Raw genomic sequence first — 22,557 nt, 5'->3', positions numbered from 1 at the left:
GGCGTATTATAGCCGCCGTATTTTGTCCATAGGTTAATTGGTTATTAGTATTATATATTTGTTGTTTCTTTTTCAACAGACTGAACGGTCTGCCGCAGAAAATTACGGCAGACCGTTTTCATTCATCAGTCGTCTTATTCAAGCTCCTCATAGCATACAAAGCTGTCAATGGGATTGCGTATTTTGGGAGATTTTTGGGTATCCTCCGAGGGATATCCCACAGCAAGAATATTAACGGGAATAAGATCATCCGGGATATTGAATTCCGCACGAAGTATGTCCGGCTTGAAATAGCATATCCACACGCTGCCAAGACCGAGAGATGTGGCTTCAAGCATCATATGATCGGTGACGATAGATGCGTCAATGTCCGTTGTCTGCATTTCATCAAAGGGTCTTGTCCATGCTTTGGAGCGGTCGGCAAGGACTATGAGCGCAAGGGGAGCGCCGTAAGTGTCGGCAGCCTTGCCGAGCTTTTCAAGGCTTTCTTTACTGCGAACAGCAATGACCTTCACGGGCTGAAAATTTGCGGCGGTGGGGGCGAGCCTGCCCGCCTCAAGTATCATATGAAGCTTTTCGTCCTCTACGGGCTTTGAAGAATATTTTCTGACAGAGCATCTTTTTTCTGCAAGCTTTAAAAATTCCATAATATTAACCTTTTCTTTCTGCCGTACAGCTTGATTTATTTGATCGATCATGGTATAATTATAACATTATAATTTATTTTTGACAAGTACGCACTTTATTGTAATGTACTGTCAAAAAAGTAAGTATGAGAGGAATGACGAGCTATGAAAACCTGTCCGAGCAGCTTTAACTGCCCTGTGGAGGCTACAATTGAACTGATAGGCGGAAAATACAAGTCGGTCATTTTATGGCATCTGACAGACGGCATAAAAAGATTCGGGGAGCTTAAAAGACTGCTCCCGAGAGCAACTGAAAAAATGCTTGCCCAGCAGCTTCGGGACCTTGAAAGGGACGGACTTATCATCAGAACGGTCTATCCCGTTGTGCCGCCGAAGGTGGAGTACAGCCTGTCCGACCTTGGCAGGACGATCATACCTGTCCTTGACGCAATGTGCGGCTGGGGAGAGGGATATCTGGCTTCGTTAAAGGAAAAGGACAGGGAATGAAAATTCGGAATATGGGCATCACTGCACCCGAACAGTAAGATCGCCTATGCATATGCTCGCAATATTTTCGGGAGGGATAATATCCCTTGTTACAATGTTAATATATTGCTCATAATATCCGTTCTCATCTCTCGGAAGATCTATGGAAGTATCATAGGAATAAAATGTTCGGTCAAGGTCAAATGTTTGTCCGTCAGCCGTAACTATAGATATATCCCTGCCGATAGCAAAATTATTGCTGTTATCCTTTGTCAGATAATTTATTTTTATGGTCAGTGCAGAAATGGTAATATTTTCAACTATAAACTCCTTTTCAACATTATATTCCTTGCTGCGGTCACGGATCTTCACATTTTTGCCGACTGCTATATCCCTGACAAGCCGAGGGATATCTTCACTTATGGTTAAGCTTGCTTTTCCCATAATATTGTTCGTTTCATCGTCAATAAATTTCAGTTCAATATTGTCACCCGAATTTATCCCGAAGTCGGGGAAAAATATCTGACCGTATGAGCCGTCAGAAAGAGGGGTATGCCAGCTTGATAAGCGGAAAGATCGGGTATTCTCATCTGTTTTGCTTGAATGATATTCAGATATTTCGTGAACGGTCTCAGATGTCAGGCTGCCTGAAAGCTCATAGTTTATTATAAGAGCCTCGCCGTCGGAAACAGCCTCAAGGAGCTTGAAATCAAGGTCAGAGGGTGCATTTTCGTATTTCTCAAAGGAAATGTTTTCGGTGTTCAAATTTATGGCAGCAAAAATTTTCTCGGTATATTCTTCCGATGTTCCGAACATTTCGCCCAGCCAGCCGAATTTTACAGCCGATACCGCCGTGCCGCACATCACCGCCGCAAGGCATACCGAAGTGGCAATTCGTATGGCTTTTCTTTTAGGTGCCTTTTTTGCAAGGCGCTTTTCAGCCCTTGCGGTAATGCTGCACTGAGGGGAGATACCCCCTGCGGCGCAGTTGATTTTATCCTTTATCATCGTGTCAAGCTTATCCATTATAATTTTCTCCCTTCAAAAGCGTTTTTTTAAGAAGCTCTCTTGCTCTCGAAAGCCTTGTGGTCACTGCCGATGTGGTGACGGACAGGGCTTTTGCGATCTCGGCGGCGGTCATTTCCTCGTAGTAGTACAGCATTATCACAGTGCGGTATTTTTCGTCGAGTCCTGCCACCGCAAGGAATATTTCCGACTGCTCGGGATATTCAAATTCCTTTGCGGTCTCTTCAAGAGCCTCGCTGTCGGCGGTATATCGCCTGTTCCTTTTCAGCATTTTCAGAGCGGCGTTTACCGTTACCCTGATAAGCCACGCCCTGCAATGCTCCTCGCTTTCAAAGGAGGGCTTTTTGCTGAAAAGGCGGTATATCGCTTCTTCGGCGGCGTCCTCGGCATCGGCGTGAGAGCGCAGGATAAACAGTGCGTCTGTGTAAAGCCGCCTTTCGTTTTCTCTTGCTATCCTTTCAAATTCATCGGGTGAAACCATCGGTCGGGTCCTTTCGGTTTTGTTTTCTTCTTGAAAAACGTTTTTCATAAGGATATATCCCCGGGAGGAAGATTTTGTCACAGTAAAATTCTTATTTGTATGCTTTTACAAATTGAGCGTCTGAAAACATTGCATATTACACAAATATCCCTGCAGGACTGCCGAAGCCCCGCAGGGATATTTTCATTCGTTATTATCAGCCGTTTTCTTCTGTCTGTACGCCCAGAATTTGTTGATGATAAAATTCAGCGGAACGTTTACGCAGATGTTCAGCAGGGGAGCAATGTCCACCGCCAGTTCGTGATTGTCCAGATTTATGCCGAAGCTGTTCACAAGCTCTGTAAGGGGAGGGGTGAAACGGTCTATTTTCAGCAGGTCTATCCAGAGAATAAGCAGGACATTATTGAGGAAAAGTCCCGTAAATGCGTATGCGGCATAGGTTTTCAGAAGCACCTGCCACCATACCCGCTTTTCCATATTCTCGTCCTCTTTGAAAACCACCTTGGTCTGCCACAGATATGCGTGGAGAACGCTTATGATGAATGCAATAATGCTGGCGGCAAGATAATGCAGCCCCAGTGCCACGCATATCATATATATTACCTGGCTTACAAGGGTGTTCAGGACTCCCACAATGCCAAAGCTTACGATTTGTTTTAACAGCTTGTTTTTCATATCGGACCTCGGAAATAAGAATATGCCGTAATTATACCATATCTTTCGGAAAAAATCAAGGCTTTCTTTCCATGGGAATGTACATTATCCCGTCCTCAAGCCGTTCCATATCGGTCGGAAGAAATCCCATCTTACGGTAAAATTCCTCTGCCGGAGGGGCGGCGTGAACGGTGAAAACCGTATCCGGGTGATCGGCGGCAATGCGGTCAAAAAGCTCTTTGCCCACACCTGTGCCGCGATGCTCGTCGTCAACAAAGGCAAGGCTGATGTGGCTCCCGTCTCTTATAGCCATCATGCCGATGATACCGCAGTTTTCCGAGCAGATATATATCCTGAAAGCTCCCGAAGCGATGCGGTCTCTGATATCCTTTCCGTTAACAAAGCTCATAAAATGCTCTCTGCCTTCGGGCGGAAACATGGGAGCTTCTATTTCATCAAATACCCATGCCGCCAGGGAAAGAGCCTCTTCAATGCGGCAGTCATCGGGTTTTAAAAGTTCTGTAACTCTCATTTTCTTTCTGCCAGTGCCTCATATGTACGGTGGCCGCTTACGCTCTTGTAAGCGGGACGGATTATCTTGCCTGCATTCGCAAGCTCTTCAATGCGGTGAGCCGACCAGCCCGAAATTCTTGCAATGGCAAAGAGAGGCGTGTACAGCTCCATAGGGATACCCAGCATACTGTAAACAAAGCCGCTGTAGAAGTCGATATTTGCGGAAACGCCCTTGTAGATGTGGCGCTCCTTTGAAATGACCCGGGGAGCAAGCCGTTCAACAAGATGATAAAGCTCGAGCTCCTTTTCCATACCCTTTTCCACAGCAAGCTTATCCACAAAGCTGCGGAAAATATTTGCTCTCGGGTCGGAGATGGAATAAACGGCGTGACCCATTCCGTAGATGAGACCTGCCTTGTCGAATGCTTCCTTGTGTAAAAGCTTTGTGAGGTAATCGGTTATCTCGTTTTCGTCCGTCCAGTCGGAGACGTTCTGCTTCATATCCTCGAACATTGCCGTTACCTTTACGTTTGCGCCGCCGTGCTTGGGTCCCTTGAGAGAGCCTAAAGCCGCAGCTATCGCCGCATAGGTATCGGTTCCCGAAGATGTTACCACGTGGGTGGTGAAGGTGGAGTTGTTTCCGCCGCCGTGCTCTGCGTGAAGCACAAGAGCGATATCCAGGACCTTTGCCTCAAGCTCTGTGAACTTGCTGTCGGGACGGAGAAGATGAAGGATATTCTGTGCTGTGGAATACTCGGGAACGGGCTGATGGATAATAAAGCTTTCGCCGTCAAGGTAATAATTCTTGCACTGATAGCCGTAAACTGCGATAAGAGGCATAAGGGCGATAAGCTCAAGAGACTGCCTCAGAACGTTGGGGATAGATGTATCATTGGGATAATCGTCATATGAAAACAGGGTGAGAACGCCCCTTGAAATGCTGTTCATAATATCGCTGCTGGGAGATTTCATCATAATATCTCTTACAAAGGTAGTAGGCAGCTTTCTGTAATCCGCCAGCAGAGCGCTGAACTCATCAAGCTCCTTAGCATTAGGCAGCTTTCCGAAGAGAAGAAGATATGTAACTTCTTCAAAGCCGTAGCGTTTGTCCTTTCCGAAGCCCGCCACAAGGTCGCTTATGCTGTATCCGCGATAGAAAAGCTTTCCGTCGCAGGGGATCATTTCGTTGTCTTCCACGGTGTAGGAGACTATCTCGGAAATTTCCGTAAGACCTGCCAGGACTCCCTTGCCGTTAATGTCTCTGAGACCCCTTTTCACCTCGTATTTGGCATACAGCTCGGGGTCTATCCTGCCGTTGCCTACACACATATCGGCAAGCTTTTCGATCTGCGGTGTTACCTGTGAAAAACTGTAGTGTGACGCCATTCGCCTCATCCTTTCTTAATAATATTTTCATAATATTGTACTATAAACATCTCTATTATAACATATTTTTTAAATGAACGCAACATCTATCCGCACATTTTTTCAAACTTTCATCATTCTGTCACATTGACTGTAACCGAATTTTGTCCCGAATTATGTTGACTTGACGGGTGCGCCGGGTATATAATTATCATATACAAGCACAGCAGGGAGAAACAAACGTGGTCAACTACTATTACGACTGCGGCAACGGGGAAAGGGAGCCATTCCATTTACGCGCGGAGGTCATTGCCGAGACTGCTAAGAACCGCTACACTGACGACAGTGTCCAAGAGTATGTTTACTGCAAATACCGTGTCTGTGCCTATGTGAACGGTCAAAAGGGAAAGTATTCCGATGTTGTTGAGACAGGATATTTCGATTATCCCGACTGACTTTACCCCGATAATACATTATTATCAAAAAAGAATTGCATAATTTTTTCAGATAGTCTTTATTTTTTTTAATGAATGTGTTATAATATAAGTTGATTAAATATTTTTTCTAATATGTATTCGGGGTGAAGCTTGTGGCGGAAGCAACGGTAAACGTGACATCAATGAACAGCATTATTTCTTTGTTCGGAAAATTCGATGAAAATGTAAATATTATCCAGCGGCAGTACGGCGTGGTCATTCTCAGCCGAGGAAACGATATCCGTATAAGCGGCGAGGAGGAGAATGTTAATAAAGCCCGTGCGGCGGTGGAGGCTCTTGCGAAAATGGCGGACAAGGGCGAGATCATCAACGACCAGAGCCTGAGATATATCTTCTCCATGGTTGAGGAAAATTCCGTTAATGAAGCCGTTAAGCTCACCGACGGCGGCATATGCGTTACGTCATCGGGCAAGGTGGTGAAGGCAAAGACTCTGGGACAGAAAAAGTATGTTGACGCTATCGGAAAAAACACCATCGTTATGGGAATAGGTCCCGCGGGTACGGGAAAGACCTATCTTGCGGTGGCTATGGCTGTCAAAGCATTCAAAAATCACGAGGTCACAAGGATTATCCTCACCCGTCCTGCGGTGGAGGCTGGGGAGAAGCTGGGATTTCTTCCCGGCGACCTGCAGAACAAGGTAGACCCCTATCTCCGTCCCCTGTATGACGCTCTTTTTGATATGATGGGAGCGGAAGCTTTTGCCAAATATATGGAAAAGGGCAGCATTGAGGTCGCGCCCCTTGCATATATGAGAGGACGCACTCTTGACGACGCATTCATAATTCTCGACGAGGCTCAGAACACCACCAGGGAGCAGATAAAAATGTTCCTTACACGACTTGGCTTTAACAGCAAAATGGTCATCACAGGCGACGTAACTCAGATAGACCTCCCCGACGCAAGAAAATCGGGACTTGTAGACGCAATGAACGTGCTGAAAAATATAGACGATATCGCCATCACCCGTTTCTCGGAAAAGGACGTGGTCCGTCACAAGCTTGTTCAGGACATTATCAAGGCTTATGAGAAGGCATATGAGGATAGGAAGAAGTAATTTTTGATAAAACAGGACGAAAAAAGTCAATAATCGGAAAGATATGGAAAGGGAGTATTTAAAATGCCAAAGCTCAAGGTATACATCAAAAATAATCAGAAAAGCGTAAAGATTCCTGTGGGACTGAGACTTCTTGTAAGAAAGTGCTGTGCGGCTGTGCTTGCATATGAGCATTTCGGAAATGACGCAGAGGTGAGCGTTTCCTTTGTGGATAACAACGAGATACGCCAGCTCAACAAGCAGTTTCGGAATAAGGACAAGTCCACCGACGTGCTGAGCTTCCCCTTAGGCGAGGACGGCGTTTACGACATAAATCAGGAAACGGGAGCGCTGCTTCTGGGCGATGTTGTGATATCCATGGAGACCGCTGTAAAGCAGGCAAAGACCTACGGTCATTCTCTTGAGAGAGAGGTAGGCTTTCTTACCGTTCATTCCATGCTCCACCTTTTAGGCTACGACCACGAGACCTCCGCTCTTGACGCTGCAAATATGCGTGAAAAGGAGGAGGCTATCCTGGGGGAGCTGGGTATTTCACGCGACGAGAGCTTCACACCCGATGAAGTCTGAGCTTAAAGCATTTTGTAGGGCGTTTACATACGCTTTTGCAGGTATCGTACACGGGATAAAACGGGAGCGGAATATCCGATTTCACCTGTGCGCCGCTGTGACCGTTCTTGCTTTTATGAGATTTTACCGGCTCACAGCCACGGAGAAATGCGTGATATTTCTGTGCATAGGGGGCGTTATCTCTGCCGAGCTTATAAATACGGCGGTGGAGAATGCTGTGGATATGTACAGTAAGGAAAAAAGCCCTGCCGCAAAGGCTGCAAAGGACTGCGCTGCGGGGGCTGTTCTTGTAATGTCTTTGTGCGCCGCAGTATGCGGATTCGCTGTATTCTGGAATACAGCGGTATTTGCTGAAATTAAGGAATATTTCGCCTGCCGTCCCATAGCTGTGATCGGAGCGGCGGTGTGGGCTGTTTTGGCTTTTTTGTTTATATTCGGAATTAGATCAAAAAGTAAATGACTTAACGGAGATATATTTTATGGAGACTAAATCGGTATTTGTAACAATTGCGGGACGCGCCAACGCAGGAAAATCCTCCCTGCTCAATAAGCTTATCGGTGAGAAAATAGCTATGGTCACCGAAAAGCCCCAGACTACCCGTACAAAGATAACGGGCGTGCTTACCGAGGGGGAGATACAGTATGTTTTCATCGACACCCCCGGTATCCAGATCGCCAAAAACAAGCTTGGCGAGCATATGAACAGGGCGGTGCAGGAGTCTGTCACGGGCATTGACGCTATTATCTATGTGGCGGACGTAACAAAGAAGATCAACGACATCGACCGAAACGCGATCGAGAGCTTCAAGGGCGGCAGGATACCTGTTATCCTGCTTATTAACAAGATAGATCTGCTTGACGACAAGGGCGCGGCGGCAGAGCGCATTGCCGAGTTTTCGGAGCTTATGGACTTCCATACGGTAATTCCCGTCAGCGTTTCTGAGAATGACGGGATTGATATCTTAAAGGAAGAGGTCAGAAAGCTTGCTGTTCCTGCGCCTCACTATTTCCCCGAGGACTCGGTGACAGACCAGCCCGAAAAGGTCATTATGTCCGAGATGATCAGGGAAAAGGTAATGATACTTATGCACGATGAGATACCCCACGGCATTGCCGTTACCATCGAGCAGCTTGACGAGAGCGTTACACGAAGCGGCGAGGATATTTTAAACATTTCCGCTACTGTATTCTGCGAGAGAGACTCCCACAAGGGAATGGTCATCGGCAAGGGCGGAGCTATGCTCAAAAAGATCGGCGCAATGGCTCGTGAGGAGCTGGAGGAATTTTTCCGCATAAGGGTAAATTTACAGCTCTGGGTAAAGGTCAAGGAGGACTGGCGCAACAGAGAGGGTCTTATCCGCAATTTCGGATTATCAAATAATACCAAGTAATATAAAAAAACGGTCGGGAAATAATTATAGCAATGAGATCTTTCCGAAGATCTCTACACCTTTAACGGAGGCTTTTGCTATGACTGAACAGTTTTCCGATACCAAGTGGAACACCTTTGAAAACAGCGGACGTGTGGCTGATTATCTCAGCTACAAGGGAATAGGAGGCAGTAAGCTGCCCGTATTGAGGGAAGTGAGTGACAATGCTCATAACGACGGAGGGAGCGGTGATATCCGTCAGGGACGCAGGGGACAATGACCGTTATATAACCATTCTGTCCCCTGAAATGGGGCTTGTGGATATTTCCGTCAAGGGGGCGAAAAAGCTTAACTCAAAGAGCAATTCCTCCACTCAGCTTTTCGCCTGCGCAAAATACTGCTTCAGAGAGCGCTCGGGCAGGTATTACCTTAACAGCTGCGAGCCTGTCAAGACCTTTTACGGGCTTCGTCTCGATATGCAGAGGCTGAGCCTTGCTTCATATATGGCGGAGATAATAAGCTACACCGTTACCTCGGGACAGTCCGCAAATGACGTGTACAGGCTGTTTATGAACAGTCTGTATCTTCTTTCGGAAAAAAGCGCCGACTGCGCCTTTGTTAAATTCGTTTTTGAGATGAGGATAGCGGCAGACCTGGGAATGATGCCTAATCTCTTAGGCTGCGATGAGTGCTACCGCTCGGACTGCACACTATGCTTTCTGATAAAGCGGGGGATATTTCTCTGCTATGACCATATGCAGACAAGGGTGGTCTACCACGATAAATACAATGTTGACGTTACTGCGGGAATGTTCGAGGCGATACGATTTGTATGCCTTTCGGATATGAGCAGGATATTTAACTTTCGGGTGTCGGGCGAGGCGCTCCTGAAGCTGGGCTACATAAGCGAGCTGTATGCACAGGTGCATTTCGACAGGCATTTCAAGACGCTGGATTTTTATAACAGCATTGCACTGCCCGAAAATATTGAAAATGAAGATGAACACACGACTAATGAGGAAAACGACTTATGAATAAACATTTTGAAACCTTAGAATTACATAAAATTCTCGATATGCTCTCGGAGCAGGCGGGAAACGAAGAAACACGGCGTATGATAGCCGCTCTCGAGCCTGAGACGGATACTCTTAAAGTAAAAGAGAGCCTTAAAAAGACCGAGGACGCATTTGACCTTTCGGTTAAATTCGGAACGCCGCCCTTTTATAATTTCAAGGACGTGAGAGGTTCTCTGCAAAGAGCACAGTCGGGGGCAAGCCTGTCCCTTCGCGAGCTTCTTGACATCTGCGCAATGCTCAAGCAGATAAGAGGACTTACGGATTATCACGCTTCCTGCGGCGATGTTGAGACCGTTCTCGACCCCTTATTTACTGAGCTTTCGCCGAATAAATGGCTCGAGGACAAGATACAGAACGCTATTCTCACCGAGGACGAGATAGCCGATACTGCCAGCGCCGAGCTTGCAAATATCAGGCGGAAGATAGCTCAGGCAGGAGTTCGCATCAGAGAGAGCCTTGACAAGATGGTGCGCTCCGCCGATATCCAGAAATCCCTTATGGATAATATCATTACCGTTCGTGACGGCAGATATGTTCTTCCCGTTAAGGCGGAGTACAAGGGAAATGTCCGCGGTATCGTACACGCTTCATCGGCTACGGGCTCCACGCTTTTTATCGAGCCTGAGGCTGTTGTGGAGGCAAACAACGATATAAGGGTACTCCAGGGCAGAGAGCAGGAGGAGATAGAGCGTATCATTGCCGAATTATCCTCCGACTGTGCTTCCTGTGCGGAGACTATGAAACGGGATTATCTTACATGTGCCGAGCTGAACCTTTACTTTGCAAAGGCAAATCTTGGCGCAAAGATGAGGGGAACTGTTCCCGAGATATCGGACGACGGCATCTTAGAGCTTAAAAAAGCCCGTCACCCCCTTATCGAAGCGGATAAGGTCGTTCCTGTGGATATATCCATTGGCAGGGATTACGGTACCCTTATCGTAACGGGTCCCAATACGGGAGGTAAGACCGTTCTGCTTAAAACGGCGGGACTTCTCACCGCTATGGCAATGTGCGGAATGATGGTGCCTGCTTCGGACGGTACAAAAATTTCCGTTTTCCGCCATATCCTTGTGGATATCGGAGATATGCAGAGCATTGAGCAGAGCCTTTCCACATTCTCCTCTCATATGAGCAATGTGGTGAAGATACTGAAAACTGCGGACGAAAGCTCTCTCATTCTCATAGACGAGCTTGGTTCGGGTACAGACCCGGTTGAGGGTGCGGCGCTTGCGGTGTCCATAATCGAGGCACTTATGGCAAAGGGCAGCAGGATATTCGTGACCACTCATTATCAGGAGCTGAAGCTGTTTGCCATTGAACGTGAAAACGTGGAAAACGCCTCCTGCGAATTTGACGTAAAGACCTTCCAGCCCACATATCGGCTGATAATCGGTTCTCCCGGAAAATCAAACGCATTTTCCATTTCCTCAAAGCTTGGACTTCCTTCGGATATCATATCCAATGCGAAAGCACTTGTTTCCGATGACAATCGCCGCTTTGAGGAGGTCGTGGCACAGCTTGAAGCCTCCCGAAGAGCACTTGACAGGCAGAATACCGAGCTTGGCAGGCTGAGAAAGGAAGCAGAGGAAAAGGAAGCTGCTCTCGAAAAGGCAAAAGAGGAATTTGAAGCCCGCAAGGACGATGAATTTGAAAAGGCGCGTACACAGGCGATGCGTATCGTGGAAAACTGCCGTATGCAGTCGGAAAAGCTTCTTGACGAGCTTTCGGATATCAGGAATGAGCGGAACAGAGAAGCCTTTGACAAGCGTTCAGCTGCCGCAAAATCCATGAGCCGTTCGTCTCTTGACAAGATGTACGATGAGGCAAATCCCGTGCGAAAGCGCGAGATGAAGGAGTACAAGCCGCCCCGTCCCTACAAGCGGGGAGACAATGTTATCCTTGCGGATATCGGCAAAAAGGGTATCCTTGCAAGCGACCCCGACAGCAACGGAAATGTTTTCGTGCAGGTGGGCATTATGAAAACCAAGACGAATGTCAGTCACCTCAGACTTGCCGAGGAGGACAAGGTGACGGTGGGCAATAAGAAAGCCGCTCCTGCCCGTGGCGTTTCAAAGGTGGGCGTAAGCGGCAAGCTTGAAAGGAAAAGCTCACTTGAGCTTGATATCCGAGGCTGCGCGGTGGACGAGGGTATCCACGAGGTGGACAGATTTATCGACAACGCTGTTATGGTGAATGCAGGCATTGTCACCATTATCCACGGCAAGGGCACGGGACTTCTCAGGCAGGGAATACAGCGTCATCTCAGGTCTCACCCTTCTGTCAAGAGCTTCAGAAGCGGAGTCTTCGGCGAGGGCGAGGACGGAGTTACCGTTGTTGAGCTGAAATGACCATAAGCTTTATATAGCAAACAGGCGCTCCGATGCGTTCGGGGCGCCTGTTTTTATAGTTTCACTCTCACACTATCTGCTGTATGAATGTTCACGGTTTCCTTTCCCATTTCCTCTGCAAGGCGCTGAATATGCGGGTTGCTTCCTGCAATGACCGCTGTCCCGCATATGGACAGCAAAAGCTCGTCTGCAAGAATGTAGCAGTTTTCGCTGCGGTGGGTAGATATCATAAATCGTGTGGCTGCTTTCTTGTGCAGCATAAAAAATTTTCGGCGAAGCTCCTCGTTCCAGCTGTCGGGCTGCCCTTCAAAGGGCATTACTGCAATGATATCAAGCCCTGCCTTGTCGGCGGCGGAGAGGGCTGTCATAGGAAAACCTCGTTCGCAGTTTGATGCCACCGCTTTAATTCCCTTTTCTTTCATATTTATAAAAAACTCAGTCAGCTCTTCTTCCGTAACTATGGCTCCGCCCGAAAAAACAGAGCATATATTCGCATTGTTCACCTTCCGCTCTCCTTATTCCTTTTTTATTATATTATACATTATTGTAAACGATATGTCAATATTTACAGGACATTAAATATCCTATAAATTGCCTTATTTATTTTATAATATATTTAGGTGATGACAATGAACAATGAAAGGGAATTTGCGGAGCGGTTATGCAAACTCAGGTGCAGAAAGGGCGTTTCTGCAAGAGATATGAGCCTTTCCCTGGGGCAGAATGCAAGCTACATCAACCGTATAGAAAACGGCGCCGCTCTGCCCTCTATGACTGCTTTTTTCTATATCTGCGAGTATCTTGAGATATCTCCCCGGGATTTTTTCGATTACGGCAATGATGATCCCGTACTTGCAGGGGAGGTGGCTGAGGAGCTGAAAAAGCTTGATTACGTTCAGCTCGGTCATGTTATGAATATTGTCAAGGATATTCTGAAAAAATAAGCGGTCAGAAAAAAACGGACTGTTCTCCTGTTGCGGAGAGCAGTCCGTTTTGCTGATTATAATTATTCCTCGGTCTTAACGACTTTTATGCCGAGAATATCAAGGCTCTCGTCATCGACCTTTGCAGGGCAGTCGCTCATAAGCTCGGAAGCATTCTGCACCTTGGGGAATGCGGTCACGTCGCGGAGGCTGTCTGCGCCGCACATTATCATTGCCAGACGGTCAAGACCTATTCCCATGCCGCCGTGGGGAGCTGCGCCGTACTTATATGCGTCCACAAGGAAGCCGAATTTCGCCTGAATTTCCTCGTCCGTAAGTCCCAGAGACTCGAACATCTTCTGCTGGAGCTCGTAGTCGGTAATTCTGATAGAGCCGCTGGAAAGCTCGGTGCCGTTCAGAACAAGGTCATATGCCTTTGCAAATACCTTTTCGGGTGCGGTGTCAAGATACTGCAGGCACTCGTCCATGGGCATTGTGAAGGGGTGGTGCATTGCGTCCCAGTGCTGTGTTTCCTCGTTCCATTCAAAGAAGGGGAACTCGGTTATCCACAGGAAATTGAACATTCCCTCGGGGATAATGTCAAGCTGCTTTGCGGTTTTAAGTCTCAGAGCGCCCAGAGATGTGAGAGCGGTGTTCTTCTTGTCGGCGATGATGAATACAACGTCGCCCTTTTCTGCGCCTGCCTTTTCAAGGATAGCTTCCAGCTCGCCCTCGCCTAAGAATTTGCCGAAGGAGCAGCCCGGAGCGTCATCTACCCAGCGGATATATGCAAGACCCTTTACGCCGATACCCTTGACATATTCGGTGAGCTTGTCTATTTCTTTTCTTGTGAATGTGCCTGCGGCGTTCTTTGCTGTGATGCAGCGAACTGTGCCGCCGTTTTCGATAGCGGAGGTGAATACGCCGAAGCCGCAGTTCTTAACTGTATCCGTAAGGTCGGTTATCTCCATTCCGAAGCGGGTGTCGGGCTTGTCGGAGCCATAGCGCTCCATTGCCTCGGTATAGGTCATTCGGGGCAGGGGAGTGGGGATATCCTTGTCAAGAACGTCCTTGAAAAGACGTCTCACAAAGCCCTCTGCCATCTGCATAATGTCCTCGGTGTCAACGAAGGACATTTCAAGGTCTATCTGTGTGAACTCGGGCTGTCTGTCCGCTCTCAGGTCCTCGTCTCTGAAACAGCGGGCAAGTTGAATGTAGCGGTCATAGCCTGCTATCATAAGCAGCTGCTTATATATCTGGGGAGACTGGGGCAGGGCATAGAAGCTGCCGGGGTGAACTCTTGAGGGAACCAGGTAGTCTCTTGCACCCTCGGGAGTGGATTTTATCATCATTGGAGTTTCGATCTCAATAAAGCCATTTTCATAGAAATAATCACGGGCGGTCTTGGCGATCTTGCTTCTCATAATGATATTCTGCTGGAGAGGACGTCTGCGGAGGTCAAGATAGCGGTATTTCAGGCGAAGCTCCTCGTTGGTGTTGGAGTTGTCAACTATCTCAAAGGGAGGGGTCTGTGCCTTTGCAAGGATACGCAGGTCGGTGACGAAAATTTCGATATTTCCCGTTTTGATATCTGCGTTTTTGCTTTCTCTCTCTCGTACAGTTCCCTTTGCCATAAGAACAAATTCCGAGCGACAGGAGGAGGCTTTTTCAAATATATCCCTGTCGGTGCTGTCGTCAAAGGCAAGCTGAACGATACCCGTTCTGTCTCTTAAATCAATGAAAATGAGATTTCCAAGGTCTCTTGCTTTCTGAACATAGCCACCAACCGTTACTTCGCTGCCGATCCCCTCGACCTCGCCGCAGTAATGGGTGCGCTTGAGTCCTTTCATATTGTCTGCCATTTTAATAACTTCCTTTCAGTTAAAATTCCGAAGCCAGCATATCCGCTGTGTGGATATTGGCGAAATTATCGATAAAGCTGCTGTCAAGAGCAATTTCGGTCTCCTCGCCGCTCTTCATATTTTTGAGCTTTGCCTTGCCCTCTGCGAGCTCGTTGTCGCCGAGTATCATAGAGAACGCGGAGCCTATCTTGTTGGCGTATTTCATCTGCGCCTTAACGCCTCTGCCCATAACATCCCATTCGGCTCTGTAGCCCTCGTCCCTGAGAGACTTCACAAGTGAAGCCGCTTTGATACCTGCGGCATCGCCTATTGAGCCGATGTAGATATCACATTCACGGGGAGAGATAAACTCGCAGCCCTGCTTTTCCATGGTCATAATAAGTCTTTCAAGACCCATAGCAAAGCCCAGAGCAGGAGTGGGATTTCCGCCCATTTCCTCGATAAGACCGTCATATCTTCCGCCGCCGCAGACGGTGCCCTGTGCGCCGATGGAGGTGGTGATGAACTCAAAAACGGTCTTTGTGTAATAATCAAGACCTCTTACTATCTTCGGGTCGATGGAATATTTTATTCCCATTTCGTCAAGATAATTTTTCAGAGTCTCGAAATGCTCTTTGCACTCGTCGCAGAGGTAATCTATCATAAGAGGAGCGTTTTTGCCTATCTCGCGGCATATCTCACTCTTGCAGTCAAGTATTCTCATGGGATTTTTTTCCAGTCTCGACTGACAGGTGGGGCAAAGCTTTTCTTTATTCGGCTCGAAAAATTCACGGAGCTTTTTGTAATATTCTGCCCGACAGTGAGGACAGCCGATGGAATTTATGTGCAGCTCGATATCTTTAAGACCAAGCTTTTCAATAACGCTGTTTGCCATAGATATCATCTCGGCGTCTGCGGCGGGGGAGGCGCTTCCAGCCATTTCCGCGCCGAACTGGTGAAATTCCCATAATCTGCCTGCCTGGGGCTTTTCGTGGCGGAAGCAGGAGAGAATGTAGAACACCTTCTGAGGCAGTGCTTCATTCAGCAGACCGTTCTGCAAAACGGCTCTGATAGTGCCTGCGGTGCCCTCGGGACGGAGAGTGAATTTGCTCTCCCTGCCCATTACGGTAAACATTTCCTTTTGTACCACATCGGTGGTCTCGCCCACAGAGCGGACGAAAAGCTCGGTGTTTTCAAAGGTGGGAATGCGTATCTCTTTAAAGCCGTAATTCTCGGCAACATCGGCAGCAACGCTTTCCACCGTCTGCCATTTGTGGACATCAGAGGGAACAACGTCCTCCATACCCTTTATTCTTGTGGTAATAAGCTCCATGATATTATCCTTTCTGAGTTTGATTTTTATAACAAAAAAGCCGTCTCCGAATGATAACATTCGGGACGACTGTTAAACCGTGGTGCCACCCGTATTTGCACATAAAAAACGTGCCTTGAGTTCCTTTAACGCAGGAAAACGTTGGAGATTTTTATCTCTCCACAGCTCATCGGGCGTCCTTCACAGCAGTTCGTTTAAGCGCTTTCAGCATACGCGCTCTCTCTGAAAAACTTCCTGCGGCTACTTCTCCGAGTCAAAGCCTTTGGCGGAATATCTGCACAGCTAATGTGCACTTTATTATTATACAGCATTTTCCGATGCTTGTCAAGTACGGAAAATGTAATTTTCCAAAAAATCAGTTAACGGGGTTAAGAAGCTGTCTCCAGTCAAGATCTCCTCTTTCAAGAGCATGAATGAGCGCTTCCGCTGTGGCAATGTTTGTTGCAACGGGAATGTTATGAACATCGCAGAGTCTGAGAAGATTCATTTCGTTAGGCTCATGGGGCTTGGGCGAAAGGGGATCTCTGAAAAACAGCAGTAGGTCTATCTCGTTGCAGGAGATACGTGCGCTTATCTGCTGGTCGCCGCCCTGAGAGCCGCTGAGATAACGCTGGATATTAAGACCTGTCGCCTGGGCGACCATTTTGCCTGTTGTTCCTGTGGCGCAGAGGTTGTGACGGGATAAAATGCCGCAGTATGCTATGCAGAACTGAACGAGAAGTTCTTTTTTTGAATCATGTGCTATAAGTGCAATATTCATTTCAATTCATTCCTTTCCCTTTAAAATCTGTCATATCTTACTGAAGCAGGACCTTGAAGCTGAGAGGAACGTCCTCGCCCTTGATACGCTTTGAGATAGCATCAAAAGCCTTGAATGCAAGGGAGGTCGAGGGCAGAGGTTCACCCTTGGAGGTCGCAATTACCACAGCGTCATCATCGGGGATAACGCCGATAAGCTGAACGCCTACAGTATCGATTATCTCGTCAAGGTCTACGATAAGGTCCGCCTTGAAGAGGTCGGGATTTACCTTGTTTATAATAAGACGCTGCTTCTTGTTGCCGCGCTTATAGAACTCGTCCGACATTGTGCGTGCGTCTCTTACGCAGACGGGGTCGGGGGTGGTGTTGATGAGGATAAGGTCGGACTGCTCAACAACATCGAATACGCTGGCGTTGGTACCTGCCGATGTATCTACGATTATGTATTCGTAGTACTTTCTCATTTCCTGGCAGATATTCTTGATGGTCTCGGCGTCGACTCTTGCAAAAGGATCCTCGGGAGCGCAGACGATGCTGAGGTTAGTAGCGATCTTTACCTGTGTGGTCGCCTTATAGATATCACATTCGCCGTTTAAAACGCTGCCAAGGTCATATTTGATGTCGTCCTTTACACCAAGCATTATATCAAGGCATCTCAGACCAAAGTCAAGCTCTATGATAAGCGTTCTGTGGCCCTGCTTTGCCAATGCAAAACCAAGCTCGGAACAGATCGATGATTTGCCGGTGCCGCCCTTACCGGAAGTTATTGCAATGATTTTAGACATAGAGGCTCCATTTCTCCGCAGTCGTGGAATAGAACGGTTATTGCGCCTGCCGTCCTTATACTGCGGATTCGGACAGCCATGTATTCAAAAAAACATCTGCCTGCCGAGAGGAATACTCTGTACAGACAATGAGCGCAGACCTATTACTATTATTGTACCATAAATTTGGAAAAAGTCAAAGGCTTTTTGCCCACTTTGCACAATTTCGTTATGTTGTTATTATTCAAAATATATTCTTTGTGTATTTTATACAAAATAATTCGCATATGCACTTTTTATAAAAAATTAACAAATTCAGAATAACTGTGAAATATGTTGAGACAGGTCGAATTTTTATATATTAAGTTTACATTGACATAAATCGTCTGAGGTCAGCGGCGGAAAATCTGAACTGTTCCTTTATCATATCCGCTTCGAGAATGAGATGACCGTCCTTCCATTCCTTGAAATCAATATCCTCAAGCTCATCGTTTTCATGGCTGGGGTCGATGATATCATGAATAGTTATTATTTTGTCGGGCGGGGAAAGCGGGTCGCTGAAATCAAGTATTGCGGTATCGTATGGCGCAGCCCAGAAGCAGCCTCCCGCAGCTGCAAAATTATTTTCGGGGCAGTAATGGAGATCGGTCATTATGAAGGACTCTCCCGGATACGGCGGCTCTTCTCCATTGTGGGGATAATATCCTTTTGGGACGTAATGAAGCGCTTTTCGGTCGGAGAGCCGCAGTACGGAATAGCCGTAGAGGTCCTCCTTGTATATGAGATACAGTCTGCCGTCGGAATGGGTGAATATCCGGGTAAAGCTTGTAAAATCGTGATCGTCGCAGAGCTGCCACCGCAGCACAACGCTTTTGTCGGGTGAAACAAGCGACTGTTCGTATGCCGTAAGACTTGGATATTTCGAGTCTTTTTCAAATACGGAGTATTCGGTGCTTTCAAGGGAAAAGCCTGCTTCAAGGGGCAGCTTCTCCCTTTCTCTTTTGTTCCGAGGCAGAAAGATCTTGTCAATATATTGCTGTCGGTGTTTTTGGTATTTTTCGGTGTGGTATATGTTTTCAAAGCTTGTCATTGTTATCACTTCCGGTGATATTATATCATATTGTACAAAAAAATGCAATAGTTATTCCGTGATTTATAAAATTATGCATATACTCTTGACAAATGCGGAGCAATGTGGTATAGTAATGTTAAAGTAATTTTACTTATTTCAAGGAGGTACTTTATTATGGAAAATGTTGAGATCTGCCACTGCATGGGCGTTACATATGCTGATATCGAAAACGCTCTTCACTCTGCCGAGGTTTTCAGCGATGTTGAAAGAGAGTTTGAAGAGGTTCAGAAGATCACTCACTGCTCCACAGGCTGCGGCGGCTGCCATGACAAGATCCTGGACACTATTTCCGAGATCATGAGCAAGTAATTTTTCTGCTTAAAAAAGAAATCGTCTCTATTGGCAATAATGTCGATAGAGACGATTTTTTTTATCATTTCAGCTCATTGATAACATCGGACATATCATAAAGTCCTGCGCCCTGCTTTGCAAGGAACACAGCCGCATTTACCGCACCTACGGCGAATACTTCCTTTGAAGCTGCCGAGTGGGAAAGGGTGATGACCTCGTCTCTGCCTGCGAAAATGATATCGTGCTCGCCTACGATGGTTCCGCCTCTGATCGCGTGCATTCCTATCTCGTATTTTTCACGCTTCATTCTGCGGGAATGGCGGTCATATTCGAAGTGATATTTATCCTCAAGAACGCTGTTGATGGCGTTTCCAAGCATTATTGCAGTGCCGCTGGGGGCGTCTATCTTCTGATTGTGGTGCTTCTCGACTATCTCGATGTCAAACTGACCTCCCAGAAGCTTTGCGGCTGTCTTTGCAAGGCTTGCAAGGAGATTTATGCCCAGAGACATATTGAAGGAGAAGAAAATGGGCACCTGCTCCGCTGCCGATTTTATCTTTGCTATCTGCTCCTCTGAAAAGCCTGTGGTGGCGATAACTGCGGGTGTGCCTGTTGAGAGACAGTACTCAAGAAGATCATCAAGAGCTGAGGGGTGGGAGAAATCTATTATTACATCGGGTTTTTCGGGAAGCTGAGAGGGTTCATATACAATGGGGTATTTGCCGTTTTCGGCAGTGTTGTGGTCAATGCCGCTGATAACGGTGCAGTCGTCACGTCCTTCGATTATGGAAGTGATAACGTGACCCATTTTTCCGTTGGCGCCTGTTATAGACACATTTATCATATTAACATTCCTTTCACTTAGGGCTATACAGCACGGGCGGCAACAGAGCCGCCCGATTTTTTGTTTATATTGTCAAAGTAATTACTTGATAAGTCCTGCATCTCTGAGAGCTGCGGCAAGTGTCTCCTTCTTTGCGTCCTCCATCTCATAGAGGGGGAGACGGCAGGGACCTGCGGCAATGCCCATCATATTGAGAGCTTCCTTTACGGGTATGGGGTTAACGTCAACAAAGAGAGAATTTGCAAGACGAAGATATCTTGCAGCCAGCTTTGCAGCCTCTGCGCAGTTGTTTTCAAGGCAGAGCTGTGCGATATCGTGGGTCTGCTTTGGAGCAACGTTTGAGAGAACGGAAATTACTCCCTTGCCGCCCAGAGCCATAATGGGAACGATCTGGTCGTCGTTTCCGCTGTAAACGTCAAGCTTGTCGCCGCACTCGGCAATGAGCTTTGCGATAGCTGAAATGTTTCCGCTTGCTTCCTTTGCGGCAGCGATGTTCTTATGCTCGGCAAGGATTTTATATGTATCGAGAGAGATGTTAACGCCTGTTCTTGAGGGAACGTTGTAAAGGATAATGGGGATATTCACAGCGTCTGCAATAGCTGTGTAATGAGCCACAAGTCCTCTCTGGGAGGTCTTGTTGTAGTAGGGAGTGACCACCAGGAGAGCGTCTGCGCCCATTTCCTCTGCGTCCTTTGAAAGCTCGATGGCATAAGCGGTGTCGTTGCTGCCTGTGCCTGCAATAACGGGAACTCTCTTGTTTACCTTTTCGATAGTGTAGCGGATACATTCTCTGTGCTCATCGTCGGTAAGGGTGGAGCTTTCGCCTGTGGTGCCGCAGATGATTATGGCGTCAGTGCCGCCTGCTATCTGCATTTCGATAAGCTCGCCCAGAGCTGCGTAATTAACGGAGCCGTCAGCGTTCATGGGGGTGACGATGGCAACGCCTGCGCCTGTGAAAATGGTGTTCTTCATAAAATCAATCCTTTCTCAGATCAAGTGTGTATGTGAGCCATTCGGGGTCGGAAACGCCGCCTCTGCTTTCGTAGAAGCTTCTTGCGGAGCTGTTCCATGCAAGACATTTCCATTCGATTTTTATGCATTCAAGGGACTTTGCGGTGCTTACTATTTCGTCAAAGAGCATTTTGCCTATTCCACAGCCTCTGAGCGCTTCCTCCACGAAAATATCCTCGATATAAAGCACTCTTCTGCCCGAAAATGTGGCAAGCTTATAGAGACTGAAAACTGCCATTCCAACGGCTTTTCCGTTTTCTTCGGCAATTACTCCAAGAAGCCCGTTTTCTTCGGTCATCATTCGGGCAACGCTTTCGGGAGCGGCTGTGCATTTGTCCGACATTTTTTCATATTCCGCCAGATCGTGAATGAGCCTTGAAAGCTCGGGAGCGTCGGCTGTTTCCGCACGTCTTACGGTGATGTCAGAGATGTTCATCAGTCAAAATAACCCTTTGCTGCAAGAAGCTCTGCCATTAAAACTGCGCCGCCTGCTGCGCCTCGGAGTGTGTTGTGGGAGAGACATACGAACTTGTAGTCCCAGATGATATCGTCTCTCAGTCTGCCGATGGAGACAGCCATACCGTTTTCAAGGTTTCTGTCAAGCTTTGCCTGGGGACGGTTATCCTCTTCAAAATAGTGGAGGAACTGCTTGGGTGCGGAGGGGAGCTCAAGCTCCTGGGGAACGCCGCTGTAATCCTTCCATGCCTTGATTATCTCTTCCTTGGAAGGCTTCTTTTCAAACTGAACGAAGATAGCCGCGGTATGACCGTCGGAAACGGGAACTCTCAGGCACTGAGAGGATATCTTGGGACCCTCTGCGCTTACTATCTTATCGCCCTCAATGTGACCCCATATCTTCAGAGGCTCCTGCTCGGACTTTTCCTCCTCGCCGCCGATGTAGGGGATAACGTTGTCGATTATCTCAGGCATTGTTTCAAAGGTCTTGCCTGCGCCCGAAATTGCCTGATAGGTGCAGACCATTGCCTGCTTTACTCCGAAATCCTTCATGAGAGGGTTGAGTGCGGGAACGTAGCTCTGGAGGGAGCAGTTGGACTTAACTGCGATAAAGCCGCGCTTTGTGCCAAGTCTTTCTCTCTGAGCCTTGATTATCTCGATATGGTCGGGATTTATCTCGGGAACTACCATGGGAACGTCGGGTGTTCCTCTGTGAGCGGAGTTGTTGGAAACTACGGGGCACTCAGCCTTTGCGTAGCGTTCCTCGAGAGCCTTTATCTCGTCCTTCTTCATATCAACTGCGCAGAAAACAAAATCTACCTGTGAAGCGATCTTTTCGATATCTGCGGTTGCGTCCATAACGATCATATCCCTGAATTTTTCGGGGATAGGGGACTTCATTGCCCATTTTGCGCCTACAGCGTCCTCATAGCGCTTGCCTGCGCTTCTGGGGGAGGCTGCGAGTACCTTTACGTTAAACCAGGGATGCTCTGCAAGGAGCAGTGAGAAACGCTGTCCCACCATACCCGTTGCGCCGATTATACCAACATTAAACTGCTTCATCTGAAATACTCCTTTATTATTTAATAAAATTTTACAGAGAAATAAAAAAAATCGGTTGAAAACCGATCCATCATAGT

The 22,557-nt window shown here is 47.4% G+C and carries 27 protein-coding genes and 1 other annotated feature; of the genes, 11 read left to right on the top strand and 16 right to left on the bottom strand.

The window, feature by feature from the left end; genetic code table 11:
* Window positions 1-134 precede the first annotated feature (134 nt).
* Window positions 135-647 (bottom strand): nitroreductase family protein, encoded by a 513-nt coding sequence (locus tag ACI4J0_RS12425; RefSeq protein ID WP_439766133.1) that lies wholly within the window; start codon window positions 645-647, stop codon window positions 135-137.
* Window positions 648-791: 144 nt separating this feature from the next.
* Between ACI4J0_RS12425 and ACI4J0_RS12420 the strand changes: the two genes are divergently transcribed.
* Complete coding sequence (locus ACI4J0_RS12420) at window positions 792-1,133, top strand: winged helix-turn-helix transcriptional regulator (RefSeq protein ID WP_439766132.1); 342 nt, start codon at window positions 792-794, stop codon at window positions 1,131-1,133.
* Between the two features lie 18 nt (window positions 1,134-1,151).
* Here ACI4J0_RS12420 and ACI4J0_RS12415 read toward each other — a convergent pair whose 3' ends face one another.
* The 5 genes from ACI4J0_RS12415 to ACI4J0_RS12395 form a co-directional block, all read right to left on the bottom strand.
* Window positions 1,152-2,138 (bottom strand): hypothetical protein, encoded by a 987-nt coding sequence (locus ACI4J0_RS12415; protein WP_439766131.1) that lies wholly within the window; start codon window positions 2,136-2,138, stop codon window positions 1,152-1,154.
* On the bottom strand, window positions 2,131-2,619 hold the full coding sequence (locus tag ACI4J0_RS12410; RefSeq protein ID WP_439766130.1) for an RNA polymerase sigma factor: 489 nt from the start codon (window positions 2,617-2,619) through the stop codon (window positions 2,131-2,133). The genes ACI4J0_RS12415 and ACI4J0_RS12410 overlap by 8 nt, the downstream gene beginning before the upstream one ends.
* Before the next feature lie 183 nt (window positions 2,620-2,802).
* Entirely contained in the window at window positions 2,803-3,294 is a 492-nt protein-coding gene (locus tag ACI4J0_RS12405; RefSeq protein ID WP_439766129.1) for a GtrA family protein, read from the bottom strand.
* A gap of 55 nt (window positions 3,295-3,349) precedes the next feature.
* A complete protein-coding gene (locus ACI4J0_RS12400; RefSeq protein WP_439766128.1) occupies window positions 3,350-3,805 on the bottom strand; it encodes a GNAT family N-acetyltransferase in 456 nt (151 codons plus the stop codon).
* Window positions 3,802-5,172, bottom strand: coding sequence for a citrate/2-methylcitrate synthase (locus ACI4J0_RS12395; protein ID WP_439766127.1), 1,371 nt, complete (start codon window positions 5,170-5,172; stop codon window positions 3,802-3,804). The genes ACI4J0_RS12400 and ACI4J0_RS12395 overlap by 4 nt, the downstream gene beginning before the upstream one ends.
* 221 nt (window positions 5,173-5,393) lie before the next feature.
* On the opposite strand from ACI4J0_RS12395, the gene ACI4J0_RS12390 reads away from it, so the two are divergent.
* The 8 genes from ACI4J0_RS12390 (at window position 5,394) to ACI4J0_RS12355 (ending at window position 12,064) form a co-directional block, all read left to right on the top strand.
* Window positions 5,394-5,606 (top strand): hypothetical protein, encoded by a 213-nt coding sequence (locus tag ACI4J0_RS12390; RefSeq protein ID WP_439766126.1) that lies wholly within the window; start codon window positions 5,394-5,396, stop codon window positions 5,604-5,606.
* Between the two features lie 134 nt (window positions 5,607-5,740).
* Entirely contained in the window at window positions 5,741-6,703 is a 963-nt protein-coding gene (locus tag ACI4J0_RS12385; RefSeq protein WP_439766125.1) for a PhoH family protein, read from the top strand.
* A gap of 63 nt (window positions 6,704-6,766) precedes the next feature.
* Window positions 6,767-7,270, top strand: coding sequence for an rRNA maturation RNase YbeY (gene ybeY, locus ACI4J0_RS12380; protein WP_439766124.1), 504 nt, complete (start codon window positions 6,767-6,769; stop codon window positions 7,268-7,270).
* Window positions 7,260-7,730: a diacylglycerol kinase family protein gene (locus ACI4J0_RS12375; protein WP_439766123.1), complete on the top strand. Its 471-nt coding sequence runs from the start codon at window positions 7,260-7,262 to the stop codon at window positions 7,728-7,730. The genes ybeY and ACI4J0_RS12375 overlap by 11 nt, the downstream gene beginning before the upstream one ends.
* A gap of 19 nt (window positions 7,731-7,749) precedes the next feature.
* Complete coding sequence (gene era, locus ACI4J0_RS12370) at window positions 7,750-8,661, top strand: GTPase Era (RefSeq protein ID WP_439766122.1); 912 nt, start codon at window positions 7,750-7,752, stop codon at window positions 8,659-8,661.
* A gap of 79 nt (window positions 8,662-8,740) precedes the next feature.
* Window positions 8,741-8,920, top strand: coding sequence for a hypothetical protein (locus ACI4J0_RS12365; RefSeq protein WP_439766121.1), 180 nt, complete (start codon window positions 8,741-8,743; stop codon window positions 8,918-8,920).
* A complete protein-coding gene (gene recO / locus ACI4J0_RS12360) occupies window positions 8,865-9,674 on the top strand; it encodes a DNA repair protein RecO (RefSeq protein WP_439766120.1) in 810 nt (269 codons plus the stop codon). Before ACI4J0_RS12365 ends, recO begins: the two co-directional genes overlap by 56 nt.
* On the top strand, window positions 9,671-12,064 hold the full coding sequence (locus ACI4J0_RS12355) for an endonuclease MutS2 (RefSeq protein ID WP_439766119.1): 2,394 nt from the start codon (window positions 9,671-9,673) through the stop codon (window positions 12,062-12,064). The genes recO and ACI4J0_RS12355 overlap by 4 nt, the downstream gene beginning before the upstream one ends.
* Window positions 12,065-12,117: 53 nt before the next feature.
* Here ACI4J0_RS12355 and ACI4J0_RS12350 read toward each other — a convergent pair whose 3' ends face one another.
* The gene (locus tag ACI4J0_RS12350; RefSeq protein ID WP_439766118.1) at window positions 12,118-12,567 is read right to left on the bottom strand and encodes a hypothetical protein; all 450 of its coding nucleotides are present in this window, start codon (window positions 12,565-12,567) and stop codon (window positions 12,118-12,120) included.
* A gap of 126 nt (window positions 12,568-12,693) precedes the next feature.
* On the opposite strand from ACI4J0_RS12350, the gene ACI4J0_RS12345 reads away from it, so the two are divergent.
* The gene (locus ACI4J0_RS12345; RefSeq protein WP_439766117.1) at window positions 12,694-13,008 is read left to right on the top strand and encodes a helix-turn-helix domain-containing protein; all 315 of its coding nucleotides are present in this window, start codon (window positions 12,694-12,696) and stop codon (window positions 13,006-13,008) included.
* A 62-nt stretch (window positions 13,009-13,070) separates the two neighbouring features.
* Here ACI4J0_RS12345 and aspS read toward each other — a convergent pair whose 3' ends face one another.
* From aspS to ACI4J0_RS12320, 5 genes are all read right to left on the bottom strand, one after another.
* On the bottom strand, window positions 13,071-14,849 hold the full coding sequence (gene aspS, locus ACI4J0_RS12340) for an aspartate--tRNA ligase (RefSeq protein WP_439766116.1): 1,779 nt from the start codon (window positions 14,847-14,849) through the stop codon (window positions 13,071-13,073).
* A 19-nt stretch (window positions 14,850-14,868) separates the two neighbouring features.
* Window positions 14,869-16,161: a histidine--tRNA ligase gene (gene hisS, locus ACI4J0_RS12335; protein ID WP_439766115.1), complete on the bottom strand. Its 1,293-nt coding sequence runs from the start codon at window positions 16,159-16,161 to the stop codon at window positions 14,869-14,871.
* A gap of 58 nt (window positions 16,162-16,219) precedes the next feature.
* Window positions 16,220-16,427: a binding site (T-box leader), on the bottom strand.
* Window positions 16,428-16,516: 89 nt separating this feature from the next.
* A complete protein-coding gene (gene mgsA, locus ACI4J0_RS12330) occupies window positions 16,517-16,921 on the bottom strand; it encodes a methylglyoxal synthase (protein ID WP_439766114.1) in 405 nt (134 codons plus the stop codon).
* 37 nt (window positions 16,922-16,958) lie between these two features.
* Window positions 16,959-17,705, bottom strand: a complete 747-nt coding sequence (locus tag ACI4J0_RS12325) for a nucleotide-binding protein (RefSeq protein WP_439766113.1) — start codon at window positions 17,703-17,705, stop codon at window positions 16,959-16,961.
* 346 nt (window positions 17,706-18,051) lie between these two features.
* Window positions 18,052-18,774 (bottom strand): hypothetical protein, encoded by a 723-nt coding sequence (locus tag ACI4J0_RS12320; protein WP_439766112.1) that lies wholly within the window; start codon window positions 18,772-18,774, stop codon window positions 18,052-18,054.
* Window positions 18,775-18,930: 156 nt separating this feature from the next.
* Between ACI4J0_RS12320 and ACI4J0_RS12315 the strand changes: the two genes are divergently transcribed.
* Window positions 18,931-19,125, top strand: a complete 195-nt coding sequence (locus tag ACI4J0_RS12315) for a (2Fe-2S)-binding protein (RefSeq protein WP_439766111.1) — start codon at window positions 18,931-18,933, stop codon at window positions 19,123-19,125.
* 64 nt (window positions 19,126-19,189) lie between these two features.
* On the opposite strand, the gene dapB is transcribed toward ACI4J0_RS12315, so the two are convergent.
* The 4 genes from dapB to asd form a co-directional block, all read right to left on the bottom strand.
* Window positions 19,190-19,951 (bottom strand): 4-hydroxy-tetrahydrodipicolinate reductase, encoded by a 762-nt coding sequence (gene dapB / locus ACI4J0_RS12310; protein WP_439766110.1) that lies wholly within the window; start codon window positions 19,949-19,951, stop codon window positions 19,190-19,192.
* Between the two features lie 81 nt (window positions 19,952-20,032).
* Window positions 20,033-20,923 carry a 4-hydroxy-tetrahydrodipicolinate synthase gene (gene dapA / locus ACI4J0_RS12305; RefSeq protein ID WP_439766109.1) on the bottom strand — a complete coding sequence of 297 codons (891 nt, stop codon included), beginning with the start codon at window positions 20,921-20,923 and terminating at the stop codon, window positions 20,033-20,035.
* Between the two features lie 4 nt (window positions 20,924-20,927).
* Window positions 20,928-21,398, bottom strand: a complete 471-nt coding sequence (locus tag ACI4J0_RS12300; RefSeq protein ID WP_439766108.1) for a GNAT family N-acetyltransferase — start codon at window positions 21,396-21,398, stop codon at window positions 20,928-20,930.
* Window positions 21,398-22,480 (bottom strand): aspartate-semialdehyde dehydrogenase, encoded by a 1,083-nt coding sequence (asd, locus tag ACI4J0_RS12295; protein ID WP_439766107.1) that lies wholly within the window; start codon window positions 22,478-22,480, stop codon window positions 21,398-21,400. Before asd ends, ACI4J0_RS12300 begins: the two co-directional genes overlap by 1 nt.
* Window positions 22,481-22,557 lie beyond the last annotated feature (77 nt).

The organism is Huintestinicola sp. (assembly GCF_051882455.1).
Taxonomy (GTDB): Bacteria; Bacillota; Clostridia; order Oscillospirales; family Ruminococcaceae; genus Huintestinicola.
The sequence above is the reverse complement of the archived record's forward strand: the minus strand, read 5'-3'. Positions and strand labels throughout refer to the sequence as shown.